Annotated in this window: 13 protein-coding genes; 10 read left to right on the forward strand and 3 right to left on the reverse strand. The window is 60.0% G+C overall.

Going from position 1 to position 14,887, the window contains the following annotated elements; translation table 11 throughout:
* Positions 1 to 644 (forward strand): Gfo/Idh/MocA family oxidoreductase (locus tag BKP54_RS32870; RefSeq protein WP_143347949.1); only part of this gene is annotated, 644 nt, incomplete at its 5' end.
* A 170-nt stretch (positions 645 to 814) separates the two neighbouring features.
* Here the strand turns inward: BKP54_RS32870 and BKP54_RS32875 are convergent.
* Positions 815 to 1,834, reverse strand: coding sequence for a septal ring lytic transglycosylase RlpA family protein (locus BKP54_RS32875; protein WP_084815577.1), 1,020 nt, complete (start codon positions 1,832 to 1,834; stop codon positions 815 to 817).
* A 716-nt stretch (positions 1,835 to 2,550) separates the two neighbouring features.
* On the opposite strand from BKP54_RS32875, the gene BKP54_RS32880 reads away from it, so the two are divergent.
* Positions 2,551 to 4,380: an OmpA family protein gene (locus BKP54_RS32880; RefSeq protein WP_084815578.1), complete on the forward strand. Its 1,830-nt coding sequence runs from the start codon at positions 2,551 to 2,553 to the stop codon at positions 4,378 to 4,380.
* A gap of 349 nt (positions 4,381 to 4,729) precedes the next feature.
* Here BKP54_RS32880 and BKP54_RS32885 read toward each other — a convergent pair whose 3' ends face one another.
* Positions 4,730 to 5,620, reverse strand: a complete 891-nt coding sequence (locus tag BKP54_RS32885; RefSeq protein WP_084815579.1) for a LysR family transcriptional regulator — start codon at positions 5,618 to 5,620, stop codon at positions 4,730 to 4,732.
* 103 nt (positions 5,621 to 5,723) lie between these two features.
* Between BKP54_RS32885 and BKP54_RS32890 the strand changes: the two genes are divergently transcribed.
* Entirely contained in the window at positions 5,724 to 6,911 is a 1,188-nt protein-coding gene (locus tag BKP54_RS32890; protein WP_084815580.1) for an MFS transporter, read from the forward strand.
* 192 nt (positions 6,912 to 7,103) lie between these two features.
* Positions 7,104 to 8,087, forward strand: coding sequence for an alpha/beta hydrolase (locus BKP54_RS32895; RefSeq protein ID WP_084815581.1), 984 nt, complete (start codon positions 7,104 to 7,106; stop codon positions 8,085 to 8,087).
* 115 nt (positions 8,088 to 8,202) lie between these two features.
* Here BKP54_RS32895 and BKP54_RS32900 read toward each other — a convergent pair whose 3' ends face one another.
* Entirely contained in the window at positions 8,203 to 9,102 is a 900-nt protein-coding gene (locus tag BKP54_RS32900) for a LysR family transcriptional regulator (protein ID WP_084815582.1), read from the reverse strand.
* A 120-nt stretch (positions 9,103 to 9,222) separates the two neighbouring features.
* Between BKP54_RS32900 and BKP54_RS32905 the strand changes: the two genes are divergently transcribed.
* From BKP54_RS32905 to purU, 6 genes are all read left to right on the forward strand, one after another.
* Positions 9,223 to 10,155 carry a VOC family protein gene (locus BKP54_RS32905; RefSeq protein ID WP_084815583.1) on the forward strand — a complete coding sequence of 311 codons (933 nt, stop codon included), beginning with the start codon at positions 9,223 to 9,225 and terminating at the stop codon, positions 10,153 to 10,155.
* 138 nt (positions 10,156 to 10,293) lie between these two features.
* Positions 10,294 to 10,983, forward strand: a complete 690-nt coding sequence (locus BKP54_RS32910; protein ID WP_084815584.1) for a hydrolase — start codon at positions 10,294 to 10,296, stop codon at positions 10,981 to 10,983.
* 73 nt (positions 10,984 to 11,056) lie between these two features.
* On the forward strand, positions 11,057 to 11,344 hold the full coding sequence (locus BKP54_RS32915) for a XapX domain-containing protein (protein ID WP_057211176.1): 288 nt from the start codon (positions 11,057 to 11,059) through the stop codon (positions 11,342 to 11,344).
* A 415-nt stretch (positions 11,345 to 11,759) separates the two neighbouring features.
* Positions 11,760 to 13,016, forward strand: a complete 1,257-nt coding sequence (locus BKP54_RS32920) for an aminomethyltransferase family protein (RefSeq protein ID WP_084815585.1) — start codon at positions 11,760 to 11,762, stop codon at positions 13,014 to 13,016.
* Positions 13,017 to 13,133: 117 nt separating this feature from the next.
* Complete coding sequence (locus BKP54_RS32925) at positions 13,134 to 14,027, forward strand: methylenetetrahydrofolate reductase (protein WP_128090560.1); 894 nt, start codon at positions 13,134 to 13,136, stop codon at positions 14,025 to 14,027.
* Positions 14,024 to 14,884 carry a formyltetrahydrofolate deformylase gene (gene purU / locus BKP54_RS32930; RefSeq protein WP_084815586.1) on the forward strand — a complete coding sequence of 287 codons (861 nt, stop codon included), beginning with the start codon at positions 14,024 to 14,026 and terminating at the stop codon, positions 14,882 to 14,884. Before BKP54_RS32925 ends, purU begins: the two co-directional genes overlap by 4 nt.
* The last annotated feature ends 3 nt before the right edge of the window (positions 14,885 to 14,887 follow it).

Consider the following 14,887-nt stretch of genomic DNA (forward strand, 5'->3'; position numbering starts at 1 on the left):
TGGTGCTGGCCGGCGATGTCGGCCAGTTGCGCCATCTGGAGGCGTCCTATCTGCAGAGCTGGCTCGTCTCCAAGGCGTGGGGCGACTGGGCGACGGAATCGCAATGGCTCTGGCGGCTGTCGACCAACCACGGCTCGAACGGCGTGCTCGGCGATGTCGGCATCCATATCCTCGACTTCGCCGGTTATGGCGCCGGCACCGACGCTGAGCGGATCTTCGCGCGGCTGAAGACCTTCGACAAGGCGCCGGGAAACCGGATCGGCGAATATGATCTCGACGCCAACGACAGCTTCGTCATGACGGCCGAGTTCAGCAACGGCGCCATGGGCGTGATCCATGCCAGCCGCTGGGCCACCGGCCATCTCAACGAGCTGCGGCTGCGGCTGCATGGCGACAAGGGGGCGATCGAGGTTGTCCATACGCCCGATGGCTCGACGCTTCGCGCCTGCCTCGGCACGGATGTTGAAACGGCAACCTGGCGTGATGTCGGTGCCGGTACTGTTCCGACCAACTACCAGCGCTTCGTCGCCGCGGTTCGGGATGCCAAGACGGTCGAGCCCGGCTTCCGCCATGCGGCGAACCTGCAGAAGGTGCTCGATCTGGCGATGGAGACCGAGGCGGCAAGGCGCGAGCTCGGCGCTTAGCATGCCCAGCGCTCCAACAATCATGCGTTCGGTTAACTCGACGGCCGCCCGCTTCCGCCCGGATGTCGCCTGCGGGCGGTCACGCCATGTCTGGATGACGCCCGTTTGGCAATGTGGTTTTGGGCATGTTTGAGCTTTGCGGGTCGGGTGCAGTCATGTCTCCGGCCTGTTTATGCGTTATGACCGCTGGCCCTGATGTTGTCCGCTTGACCCGATCCTATCACGTTGACGCGGTGTTGGTGCGCAAGACAACGAGAGCGGCGTCGCCTTATAGAGATCACACCGATCAGACGCCGATCGCGATCGCCACCCGGCAGAGGGATAACTTGAATCTCGCACATGTCGCGCGCACCGTCATCAATGTCCTTGTCCAAGCAATATTTGACATCTGCATCGCCGCCCAGGCCGCCGGCCCAGGCGTATTCGGACGGCCGTTCAAATGTAAGGTGGCCGATCTCAGGCAACATCGGCCAGAGGGGCTGACCGTCGCTCCGTGAATGGTCGCCCTTCGCCTGCTTCGACGCCACCAGTAGGCCGGTTGCGATCTGAGGGTCCGGATTGACGGCCGGGAAGCGATCACCTTTCTTCACAAAGGAGGCCATGAGATAGGGCATATCCTGTCCGCCCAGGCGGGCGCGGCCCACATACTGCACCTGAACGGCGCCCGTGCCACGGGGCTTCAGGTCCAGCAGTTCGGCTGCCTTGCTGGAAACGTCGATGATGCGACCCCGATGAAACGGACCGCGATCGTTGACGCGCACGATGAGCGAAGAACCGTTTTCAAGATTGGTCACCCGCACATAGCTGGGCAAGGGAAGGGTCGGATGCGCGGCGGAAAGGTGATCCGGATCGTAAATTTCGCCGTTTGCGGTCCGCCGCCCGCGAAAGGCCGAGCTGTACCAAGAAGCGACACCCTTCTTGTCGTAGTTCGGGTCTTCCTTCGGATAATAGCGCTTGCCTTTCACCACATAGGGCTTACCGACCATATAGCGGCCACCACCCTTGCGAATATTTTTGCCGTAGGCGCCCCGCGTGCTCACCTTCACGCCGTGTACAATTTCGGAAGTATATCCATTGCTGCGGTTCTTGTGCGGCGCTTGTGTGGATGTACAGGTAGCACAGCTGGCGCAGACCATCGTAATCGCCAGCCATCGCAAGCCTTTGACAGCCGCCCTTACATCAATAACCATCCGTCCAACGCCGGCGGCAGCCACCCGTGCATCTGCCGCAAGTCTCGACACGAACGCTCATATCGGCCAGGCGCTCGCAGTTCGCTGTGCATCGGGTCGAGGGACAGACGGAATTGCAGCGGAGGCACTTGTCGATGCATTGCTGCAGTCTGGGGTCGGGCCACTAATTCGCTCCTTCCGTGAATAATTGTAGAATCGGACCTGATGCTAAAAGTTCCATTAGGGCGCGCGAATATACGCAGCCCTTCTATTTGGGCTGGCCGCTGACAACGCTACGGCGGACCGCCGACCCGGGGCAGTAGCAGGCCTGCCCGCCTCACCTCGGCGCACCGAGCGGTCGCCGTGCGTGGCGCTGGACTGGATCGTCGGATGGAACGGCTGAACTAGCAAGCTGCGGGCGATGACCGGATGGCTTGGAATTTAAATTGGTCGACGTTTGGTTTTAAATTGGACGGGACATCGCCCGCACGCGCTTGTTGACCACCAAGCCTTCGGGTCTCTCTTCGGCATAAGTCGGCAGGTTCGGGATAGGCCTACAAGCGGAACCGATCGGTAGCTGCGGCGTTGGGACTAGTGTTTGACTGACACAAAAAAGTCGGAACCGCAGGTCATGGCCCCCCGGGATTGTGCGCGAGCGGGCACGCCGCTCGACCGACTTTGATGCGGGCGATACGCGCAACTGGCGCGGGGAACTCCCAACAAGACGAAGGAAGATCATGTCGATTCGAACCAAACTTTTCGCAACAGTGGCCTTGCCCGTTTTCGCCGTATCATTCGCGATTCAGCCGGCGCTGGCCGACAGCCTGATGGCGCCGTTTCAGGTAGCGCAGGAAGGGGCCGACCAGCAGTCGCCTGAGGACCTGCTGCTGCTCAAGAAGCGCAAGAAGCAGCATGCCGCCGAGGAAGGGCAGACAGAACAGCAACAACCTCAGGCCGAAGAGCCGCAGCGACAGGTAGAAGAGCCGGTGCGCAAGAAGCGCAAACAGCAAGCCGAAGAGCAGCCCGCCGTAGAGGACGGCACACCGCAGCAGGCCGAGGAGCAGCAGATACCTGCGCCAAAGAAGCGCAAGCAGCAGGCGGACGGACAGCAGCCCGAGAAACAGAAGGCCCTCGAACAGCGTGCCGCACCGGAAGGCGTAACTACAGCCGATCAACCCTCCGCCGAGCAGCCGACGCCGCGGACCGGAGAGGGCGAGCAGCAACCGGTTCCGGGGGCCGAACAACCCGCAACGGCCGAGCAGCTCCAGGGTGAAGAGCCTCGGGCCAAGCCCGCTCCGATCGTCGTCGACAAGCGCACGAAGGAACAGAAGCGCAAGATCGCCCAGGATCCGGCGGCGACCGATGAAACCGTAGTGCTTCCGGTCGATAACGGCGCGGCTGTGCTCGACAGCGACAAGGACGCCGACAATGCCGGTGGCAACCGGGCGCGAGAGGCTCGGCGCAAGCAGCGCGAAGAGCTGCGCGTCCAGGAGCAGAACATAGCGCCGCCGACCGACGATGCCGCGGCCCAGGCGGAGATTCCGGCCGAGGTGCTGCAGGCGGTCCCGCAGAGGATCGAGGCCGCGATCAACGAAGAAGGCCAACGCGTCGAAGCGGCGCCAGTCTTCGCGGTCCCGGAGACGACGAACATCGTCAATAACACGGTCATCAACAACACGGTGATCAACAACACCACGAACAATGATGTGACCGAGGTGCAGGTGGTCGAGAGGATCGACGATCGCGTCGTCCTCGGCGTCGGCGACCAGTTCTTCGTGCGTGGCGACGATCGGCCAAGGCTCCGCCGCGATTCGGAGGAGACCTACTACGATCAGTTGGCGCGCGGCCGCGTTCGTGAAACGATCGTCCGCCCGGGCGGCTATCGCATAGTCACGGTCTACGACCGGTACGGCAACATCCTGCAGCGGTCGCGCGTCGACAGCGACGGCAACGAGTATGTGCTGATGTACGCGCCGGAATATCAGGAGGAACGACGTCCGGGGATCGTCGACGTCGGCTACGACCTGCCGCCGATGCGCCTGGCGATTCCGGTCGACGACTACATCGTCGACTACGCGGAGGAACCGGATCGGGACTACTACGAATTCCTGTCCGAGCCACCGGTCGAACGCGTCGAGCGGGTCTATACGATCGATGAGGTCCGCAATTCGGCCCGTCTCCGTGACAAGGTCCGACGCATCGATCTCGATACGATCCACTTCGTGACGGCTAGTGCCGAAGTGTCGATGTCGCAGGCCAAGACACTGCGCAACGTTGCGGACGCGATGCAGAAGGTTCTCGACAAGGATCCCGGTGAGACCTTTTTCATCGAGGGGCACACGGACGCCGTCGGTTCCGACCGCTCGAACCTGGTGCTTTCCGATGAGCGTGCCGAGTCCGTCGCAGTCCTCCTGACCGAGGTCTATGGCATCCCGGCGGAAAACCTGGTCACCCAAGGCTATGGTGAGCGCTTCCTGAAGATCCGCACGCAGGAGCCCGAGGAGGAGAACCGCCGCGTGACCATCCGCCGCGTGACGCCGCTGGTGCGCCCGGTCGCCCAGCGGTAACGGAAATCTGACGCGCCATGACATCGAAGGCTCTTCACGAGAGCTAACTGCCTCGGAAGAAGGTCTCAGCGGCTTTTGTTGTCACTGAGACCTTGGAGATTGTGGCGTGTTCCAGCAGCATTTTCTCAAAATGCCTAGCATCTCGATTGGTCCCGGCGCCTGCGGAAGGCATCGACGAAAACGACAGCGATTAGTGTTGCATCCCGAAGGCTTGCTGTCCGCTCTGAATTCGACGTGTTGGGGCAACTCATCTGCAGAACCAGCTGAGATTTGCGTGCGTCAACCGCCGTTGGCAGAGAGCCCTGTGGCGCACAAAGAAAAGGCCGCTTCGTTCCGTGATTGTCACGCTCTAACGAGCATTGGTCTCCGCCTGTAATGCAAGGCGCAGAGCGGAGACGAACACGCGCACTTTGGGCAGGACGTTCCTGGTGGTCGGGTAGACTGCCCAGATCCCAATTTCTTCAGGAGTGGCGTCATCGAGGACCACGCGCTGCAGCCGCCCTTCGAGTACGTCATCGGCGATCGCCCATTCGGAAAGCAGGGTGATCCCAGCCCCGGCGACACAAGCAGATTGGCATCCAGCGATGCTGCTCGAAGAAAACCGAGAGCCTATGCGAACATGGGTTTCGGAGCCACTGGCGACGAAGGTCCAATGCGTGACTCCTGTCATAGGAAGGCAATCATGGTGAGCGAGGTCATCGATGGAACGCGGCATCCCACGCCGCTCAAGATAGCCCGGCGAGGCAACAAGCGTTCGTGGGTTATCCGCCAGTTTTTGTGCGATCAGGCTGCTGTCCTTTAGACGCGCGATGCGGATTGCCAAATCGGTTCCGGTAGCCGTCAGATCAGGCAGGCGGTCGTTCATATCCAGGGCGATCTGCAGTTCTGGATTAGCCGCAAGGATAGCTGAGACCAGCGGAGTCACAATCTTCACGCCAAATACGATTGGCACCGAGACGCGAAGAAGCCCCGCTGCGCCAAGCGTGTCCGCGCGAACCTGTGCGCGGCCTTGATGTTCATTTTCAATGATGGCCTGAGCGTACGGAAGGAAAGTTTCGCCTTCGGGCGTCAGCGACAGTGAACGAGTCGTCCGGTGAAGCAAACGCACGCCAAGCGTTGCTTCCAGCGCGGAGAGGCGACGCGTCGCCGCCATCGGCATTAAACCCAGACGGCGCCCTGCCTCGGATATGCTTCCGGAAGAAACAGCGCCCACGAAGACCTCGATGTCGTCAGTGTTCATTATAACGGGTTTCGATAAACAGGCTCAACATTAGCCAATACTACAACGGAAGGCGATGCAAAGCTACATCTGTCGCGATCTCATAGCTTGAAAGGCTCCGGAAATGACAATCACGACCGTGAATGCAAAAACGCCTACGGGATTGAGTAGAGTTGGCTTGCTCGCCATGGCCACCGCCAGCGGCATCGCTGTCGCCAACATCTATTACAATCAGCCGATGCTAGGTATCATCGAGGCCGATTTTCCCGGCCAGTCCGCAACCGCTCTAGTACCGACCGCCACCCAGTTGGGATACGCTCTCGGTCTCTTCCTTCTTCTGCCTCTTGGCGATCTGGTCCACCGTCGCAAGCTCATCATTGGACAGTTTCTGATCCTTGCCATCGCGCTGTCCCTAGCGGCTGTTTCCTCGTCCGCGTGGATATTGGTCGCTAGTTCCCTTCTGGTTGGAGCAAGCTCGACGGTAGCGCAACAGATCGTTCCTTTCGCGGCTTCATTGGCACCTGCTGAGAAGCGCGGGGCGACCATCGGAACCGTGATGGCGGGCGTCCTGTCGGGCATTTTGTTCAGCCGAACCCTATCTGGTTTTGTCGGCGAACATGCCGGCTGGCGCGAGATGTTCTGGATTGGCGTGCCGATGGCCTTGGTGGCCGCCGCGATGATGTTCGCGACGCTTCCAGATCATGCTCCCACGTCTCGCTTGCATTACCGCAATGCGATCAAATCGCTGGGGCACCTCTGGACACGTGAGCCATCTCTTCGGACAGCGACCCTCGTACAAGCCGCCCTCTTCGCTTCGTTCACCGCGTTCTGGACCATACTTGCGCTATACCTTCAGGGCCCGAGCTTCGGCCTTGGTGCCGATATTGCCGGGCTTTTCGGTATCGTGGGAGCGGTCGGCGTTTTCGCTGCTCCGGTGGCGGGTCGCATTGCCGACAAGCGTGGACCGCATTTCGTTGTTTGGCTTGGCGCGGCCTTGACTGTCGTGTCCTGGATTATCTTTGGAGCATGGGCTTCGATCGTGGCTCTCATCATCGGCGTCATCGTCCTCGACTTCGGCATTCAGGGCGCATTGGTCTCCAATCAACACATTATATATGCACTCAATCCGGATGCACGAAGCCGCCTGAACACGATCTTCATGACTGGAATGTTTCTTGGCGGCGCGGCGGGATCGGCACTTGCTTCAGTTGCCTGGCAAAATGGCTCTTGGCTCGGTGTGAGCCTCGTGGGCGGTGTCTTGCCGCTACTCGCTTTGGCCGTAAAAGCGCTTGGTCGCTCACGTCAATTGTAAGATCAGAATCAACGCTGTCCTAGCATCAACGCGGGAGGATGGTACCCTTCGCCCTCCATATTATTTCAAACGACGCAATGGAATCGAAACCATTGATGCAATTGTTGTCGCTCCGGATTGGTGGCAATTTCCCTTCATCAGGCGAACACAGCGTCGGCTGAGGGCAAAAGACAAAGATCGCAGGACGCGAATATGACCGACAAATTTCTTTCCATGACGCGCCGCGGCGCGCTGCTTTCCGGAGCGGCGGCTGCCGCCACCATGGCGCTCTCCACATCATTCAGCTTTGCAGCCAACGCAGCTGCTTCCACCACCAACTCAATCGAAGGGGACAATGCAATGAGCACCATCACCACCAAGGACGGCGTCGAAATCTTCTACAAGGACTGGGGCCCGAAGGATGCGCAGCCGATCGTATTCCACCACGGCTGGCCGCTGTCGTCGGACGATTGGGATGCCCAGATGCTGTTCTTCCTCGCCAACGGCTACCGCGTCGTTGCCCATGACCGCCGGGGTCACGGCCGTTCGGCGCAGGTTTCCGACGGTCACGATATGGATCATTACGCCGCAGACGCCTTTGCGGTCGTCGAAGCCCTCGACCTGAAGAACGCCGTTCATATCGGCCACTCCACCGGCGGCGGCGAAGTCGCCCGCTATGTCGCAAAGCATGGCGAACCATCCGGCCGCGTCGCCAAGGCCGTCCTCGTGTCCGCCGTTCCGCCGCTGATGCTGAAGACTGAAAGCAATCCTGAAGGCCTGCCGATGGAAGTGTTCGATGGCTTCCGCTCGGCGCTCGCCGCTAACCGCGCGCAGTTCTTTCGCGACGTCCCGGCCGGTCCGTTCTATGGCTTCAACCGTGACGGTGCGAAAGTCCAGGAAGGCGTGATCCAGAATTGGTGGCGTCAAGGGATGATGGGTGGCGCGAAGGCTCATTACGACGGCATCAAAGCCTTCTCCGAGACCGATCAGACCGAGGACTTGAAGGCGATCACTGTTCCGACTCTCGTCCTGCATGGCGAGGACGACCAGATCGTACCGATCGCTGACTCGGCGCTGAAGTCGGTCAAGCTTCTGAAGAACGGCACGCTCAAGACCTATCCGGGCTTCTCGCACGGCATGCTGACCGTGAATGCCGACGCCTTGAACGCTGACCTTCTCGCCTTCGTTCGGTCTTGATGTAGAAGTTGCGGCCGCGGCAAAACCTGCCACGGCCGCACCCACTTAATCCTATAAAACGCGTCAGATTCCATACTGCGAGGGGCCTCGCGCGCGGGGTCATGAAACCGCTGCCTCAGTCTAGCATCACCATCTGAGCTGCCGCCTGCTCCTCGAAGAATTTCGAGAAAGACGCAATGCGGGGCGGCAATGCCTGATAGGGCGGGTAATAAAGCGTCAGCCACAGATCGGGCGGCGCCCATCCACGCAGGACGTGAACCAAGCGGCCTGTTTTCAAATGTTCCGAGACATGAAATCCAGGCAGCATCGCCACTCCGGCACCATCAGCTGCCATGTCAGCCAGAACCTCACCGTTGTTGGCACTGAACGCCCGGCCCGCCGAGATCGTTATGCTCGATCCGCCGTCCGACAAAACCCAGTTTTCCCGCCGGCTTTCGCCGCTATAGGCGAGGCAATCGTCGGGCGTCAGTTCGCTGGGATGCTGTATATCGACAAACCGGCTTCCGGGTGCGGCAACGAGAATGCGCGGCACGACCCGGATCTTGCGCCAGATGGTGAACTTATCCGATGGCTGCGAGGAAATGCGGATCGCAAGGTCATAGTCGTCGTCGACGATGTTCACCAGACCGTCAGATAGCGAGATCTCGAAGCTCATCTTTGGATAGAGTTCCCTGAAGCCCGAGAGGATCGGCGGGAGCACGACCTTGCCGAACCAGGTCGGCGCGCTGATGCGCAACCGTCCCTGATCAGCCTTGTGCGCATTCATGACATCCCGCCGTGCATCTTCAAGCGTCTTCACGGCCGGCTGGATCTGCGCGGCGAAAATCGCTCCGTCAGTTGTCAGCGAAACCTGCCTTGTCGTGCGCACGAAGAGCTGCACGCCAAGTTCGGCCTCCAGCGCAGCGATGGCACGGGTCACGGCTGCCGGCGTCATGTCGAGTTCGCGGGCGACCTGAGCGAAGTTACGTTTTTCGGCGGCGAATAGGAAGGTTCGGAGGGCTTTGTAGTCGTTCATCTCGATTATTTCAAAAATAGCAATTCAATCGGAAGAAATATTGCAATTCCGCGATTCCATCAACCCGGTTACATCTTTTTCCATCGAAACGGACAAAGCCAACGAAGAAAGGCACCGGCCATGATCAAGGATATCAAGGGACTGCATCACGTTACCTCGATGGCGTCGGATGCGCGCGAAAACAACAAGTTTTTCACCGACGCCCTCGGACTGCGCCGCGTGAAGAAGACCGTCAACTTCGACGATCCCAGTGTCTATCACCTCTATTATGGTGACGAGAACGGGACGCCCGGCACGGTCATGACCTACTTTCCGTTCCAGAATATGATGATTGGCCGTCCAGGTGTGGGCGAGGTGGGCGAGACCCAGTTTTCCATCCCCAAGGGCTCGCTCGGCTTCTGGAAGGATCGCCTGGTTGCCAAGGGCGTCGGTGGTTTGGAAACAGACGCAGCGTTCGGCGCCAGCCGCCTCCGTTTCATCGGACCTGATGGCGACGGGCTCGCCCTGGTCGAAACGGCCGATGACACCCGTGCCCCCTGGATGGCTGAGGGCATCTCAGACCAGACGGCCATTCGCGGCTTTGCCGGCGCCCGCTTCAACCTGCATGACACGGCGGCTACGGAGGAACTGCTTGGCTTCATGGGCTACCAACGTGCCGAGACCGAAGGCGACGTGACCCGCTTTATGATCCCCGGCGGCAACGGTGCCGATACGATCGATCTAGCAGCGCTTCCGAAAACACCGTTTGCCCGCCAAGGTGCCGGCTCGGTCCACCATATTGCCTTTGCCGTCGACAACCGCGAAAAGCAGCTCGAAGTGCGCAAGGCGTTGATGGATACCGGCTACCAGGTCACGCCGGTCATCGACCGAGATTACTTCTGGGCGATCTATTTCCGGACCCCGGGGGGGATCCTGTTCGAAATTGCGACCAACGAGCCCGGCTTCGATCGTGATGAAGACACCGCACATCTCGGCGAAGCGCTCAAGCTTCCGAACCGATATGAAGCCTTCCGTGACCAGATCGAAGAAAACCTGGTTCCGCTTGCCGCATAGAGCCGATCTGAACCGGTCCCCTGATCAACACACATCTTCACCTTTCTAGCCGGCTGCCTGAGCAAGGCAGCCGACCGGGGAAGGCTTATCAATTTCAAACACCGATCATCGGCACCAAACATCAAACGGAGAACTAGAATGTCCAAGCTCGAAGTCCTGACCCCCGTCAACAGCCAGCTCCTCTTTATCGACCAGCAGCCGCAGATGGCATTCGGTGTCCAGTCGATCGATCGGCAAGTGCTGAAGAACAACGTCGTCGGCCTCGCAAAGGCAGCGAAGATCTTCAACGTCCCGACGACCATTACCACTGTCGAGACAGACTCCTTTTCCGGCAACACGTTTCCGGAACTCCTCGCCTTGTACCCGGAGAACGAAATTCTCGAGCGCACGTCGATGAATTCGTGGGACGACCAGAACGTCCGTGATGCGCTGGCGAAGAATGCTGCCATCGGCCGCAAGAAGATTGTCGTGTCAGGTCTGTGGACCGAAGTCTGCAACACGACCTTCGCACTCTCGGCTCTCCGCGATGTTCCGGACTACGAGATCTACATGGTTGCCGACGCGTCCGGCGGCACTTCGGCCGACGCACACAAGTACGCAATGGACCGCATGGTTCAAGCCGGCGTCATTCCGGTGACCTGGCAGCAGGTCCTCCTTGAGTGGCAGCGCGACTGGGCGCGGAGGGAAACCTATGACGCCGTCACCACGCTGGTGAAGGAGCATTCCGGCGCCTACGGCATGGGCATCGATTATGCCTACACCATGGTCCACAAGGCCGCTGAACGCGTCACGCACGGCAAGCGGGTTGGCCCGAACCCGGCAAAGTAACCCAGCAAGAACAGCCGCTCCGACAGGACAAGCCCGTCGCAGCGGCAATCTCATCTCAGCGAGGACGAATTCCATGAAACTCTACCTCATGTCCATCGGTGCCGGCTTGCTGGTCGGTATTGTCTATAGCCTCCTCAACGTGCGTTCGCCGGCCCCGCCGGTCGTCGCGCTCGTCGGCCTTCTTGGCATCCTCGTTGGCGAGCAGCTTGTGCCTTTCGCCAGAACGCTGTGGAGCAAGGAGCCGGCCGCCGTTTCCTGGATCAACCAGATCAAGCCGCACATGTTCGGTCATATGCCGAAGGGTGGGAACCAAAATGATCTCGCTGCGGCTCGTCAGGTCCAGGTCAAGTCTGATAGCTGATCGCCAAGAGGAGAGTAGCATTGCGGTTCGCGGCGACACCTAGCCATTGCCCAATATCCAGGGACCGCTCACCAAGATCTTCGACTTTAACGCCGCGATGGCCGAGATAGGTCGCTACGACTTTGCCGTCCTCGATGTCGAGCGCGGCCCACTGTAGTTTGCTGCCGGCTCCGCAACGCAGCGGGCCTGTCAGGCAGAGGGAAACCTGAAAACGAGGGCCTATCGCGACGTCGCTGGCATCTGGGCTACGGCCCCTCGGGTCGCCGATCTCAGGTGAATTGAATTGCGGGTATGTCGTTCACAACGACAGGCATTCCGGCTTTGGCCTCTCCATGAAAAGCTTTCCACCAGTTCAATTAAAAGCCGCCGCGAGGGATCACCCTCAATAGGGCGCGACGGAGGAGAGGGCAATTCAATGGACGACATCAAATTCACGACCGGTTTGACGACTGCTCAAGGCGTGCGGGTTGCGTTTCGCGGAACGCCTTTCGTCGAACGGACCGCTCCCCTGAACCAGAATGCGCTTTGGATGCGCTGGGACCGGAACATGGTCGTCGATGCCTATTCCGATATGGTCGAGGAGCTCTCGGCAATCCGTACGGCTGTCGCGATGGGCGACATGTCACCCTTATCCAAATACGTCATTGCGGGTCCCGACGCCGAAGTGCTGATGGACAGACTGATCCCGAGGGACATCAAGAAACTCCAGGTTGGGCAGATCTATTACGCACCATGGTGCGAAGAGAACGGCAATGTCGTCGGGGACGGCCTCGTCTTTCGCATGGATGAGACGACGTTTCGTGTTTCGGCCGATCCCGGCCTTACGTGGTGGAGCGAACACGCGAAGGGCCTCAACGTTAACGTCACCGACATCACGGATGCCTACGGCATTTTGACATTGCAGGGACCGCGTTCCCGCGAAGTTCTGGCGGCGGTGACGGAGACGGAGTTTCAGGAACTACCCTTTTCGCGCCTTGCCGTCGTCACCATCGCTGGAAAGCAAGTGGAAATACTGCGCCAGGGGTTTACCGGCGAACACGGCTACGAGCTGTGGGTCAAGGCTGACGACGGAGCGGCTGTGTGGGATGCGGTCGAGAGGGCAGGCCGACCGTTCGGTATCCGTCCGGCTGGCGCTTGGGCGCTCGACGTCGCACGGCTCGAGGCGGGCCTTCTGATTGTCGGCTACGACTACACCAGCGCCGGACCGGACCACGGCGGTGCCGGTATTCAGGCTGCGGGCAAATTCCGTGCTTCCCCCTATGATCTCGGTCTTGGCCGCCTGATCGATCTCAAGAAGCCGGAGTTCATTGGCAAGGCCGCCCTGGAGCGCATGTCGAAAGATGGCCAGCATCGCCAGCTTGTGGGATTGGAGATCGACTGGAAACAGCTCGCCGGCACTGGGATCGAAAACGAGGAGCCCGGCAACCTGCGTCGTGTGCGCTGGTATCCGGTACCTGTCTTTGACGGCTCGTCTGAGATCGGTCACGCCAGCAGTGTTGCCTGGTCGCCCACGCTGGGCAAGCTCATTGGTTTCGGCCATCTGCAGCCGGGCTTCGAGAGGGTGGGCACGCAGGTGACGCTGCGTTGGGAAGATGGCGGGAAATCGCTCGACATTGCCGCCCGGGTCATTGCCCTGCCGTTCCTCTCATTGCGGCGTGCCGCTGGCAACTGAGCAATTAGATGCTCGGCTGATCAGACAGCCGATTATCTCCATCAACAATCCGCGGACCAATGGTCGCAGAATTCGCTGCGACCAACGGATCTGCATGCTTGAAATCCGGGCAACGCCATGACCAATCCAGCTGAAGCATGCACTGATACAAGGGTTCATCCCGCAGGCGGCATAAAGGCGGCCATATCGATCGAACTTGCCCCGGAACAGGTCCGCAACTTCGCGCCACGAGCCGAGACGTTTCCTTTGGGATCAAGGGTTTTCCTGACCCATCTTGCCGGCAAGCCGGAGGCACTGCAGGTCGAGGCGGCGGCGCGCATCACGGAAATGGGCTATGTGGCAGTACCGCACTTGGCAGCCCGCAATTTCAGGGCGGAACAGGACTATGTCGCTCTCGTTCGGGCCCATGATCGCAACGGGATTGATGAAGCACTGTTTCTTGGTGGCAATCCTGCGCTTTTTCCGGGGCCCCTCGGTGAATCCGCCGAACTGCTTTCCCATCCGGTGCTGGCGGACAGTTCGATAAGAACCGCCTTTGTCGCCGGGTATCCGGAGGGGCATCCAAACATTTCCGAGGATCGGCTCAAGGATGCACTCAAGCGTAAGCTTGAGATCTGCGCGCGCCGGTCGCTCGAGCCTCGGATCGTGTCACAGTTCGCCTTCGACGGCGGCATGATCGGCGCTTGGGCAAAACAATTGCACCGCGACTTTCCCGAGGTTCCCGTCCATGTGGGCCTCGCCGGTGTGACAAGTTTGACGAAACTGATCCGCTTTGCCGCCATGTGCGGCGTGGGGCCGTCGATAGCGGCTCTCAGGCGCTCGGCGAGCGGACTTCTCAACATTGTCGCCGACCGCAATCCGGGCGATGTGCTCGACGCCATTGCGTCGGCCTACCCGACGCCGCTTACCCCGATGCACCTGCATTTCTTTCCGTTTGGCGGGTGGGAGAAGACGCTCGCCTGGCATGGTGATTATCGGGAGGTCCGGCAGATGCGGGCGAAAGGACGATGAACGGCCAAGCGCAGCTGTTCGTTCTTACTCTGACTTGTGCCGACAGGGCTGGCATCGTGGCGGCGGTGACCTCACAGCTTCTCGACCTTGGAACCAACATCGTTGAGAGCAGCCAATACTGGGATCGCGCTACCAACCGGTTCTTTATGCGGATCGCGTTTACAGCATCGGCTAAGGCATCGGCCGAGTTGATCGAATTGAGGCTGGCGCCCGTCCTTGGGCAATTTGAGATGCAGGGACGGCTGCTCGACTGCCGAAAGCCGCCGAAGATGGTGATCATGGTCTCCAAATTCGACCATGCCTTCCTGCATCTGCTTTATCAGATCCGCGTCGGGTGGCTCGATGCCGAGATCGTGGCGGTCATTTCTAACCACGAGGATAGCCTAGAGACGGCCGCCTGGGCGGGAGTGCCTTTCCATTTTTTGCCGGTTACAGCGGAAAACAAGAAACAGCAGGAAGACCATATCTTCGCGATCGTGGAGGATACGGGCGCAGATCTGGTTGTTCTGGCGCGCTACATGCAGGTCTTTTCGGACGATCTGGCCGGCCGGCTGTTCGGCAAGGTCATCAATATCCACCATTCCTTCTTGCCGAGCTTCAAGGGAGCTCGCCCGTACCACCAGGCGCATGAGTATGGGGTCAAGCTAATTGGCGCGACGGCTCACTACGTGACCGCCGACCTCGACGAGGGGCCGATCATCGAACAGGAAACCGAGCGCGTCTCGCATGCAATGAGCGTCGACGATTTCGTCGCCGCCGGCCGGGATATCGAAAGCCGTGTTCTGGCCCGCGCCGTCAAGCGGCATTTGGAAGCGCGCGTCATGCTCAACGGAAGAAAGACTGTCGTCTTCGCCTGAGGC

This window comes from Ensifer sp. 1H6 (assembly GCF_001976035.1).
GTDB classification, from domain to species: domain Bacteria; phylum Pseudomonadota; class Alphaproteobacteria; order Rhizobiales; family Rhizobiaceae; genus Ensifer; species Ensifer canadensis.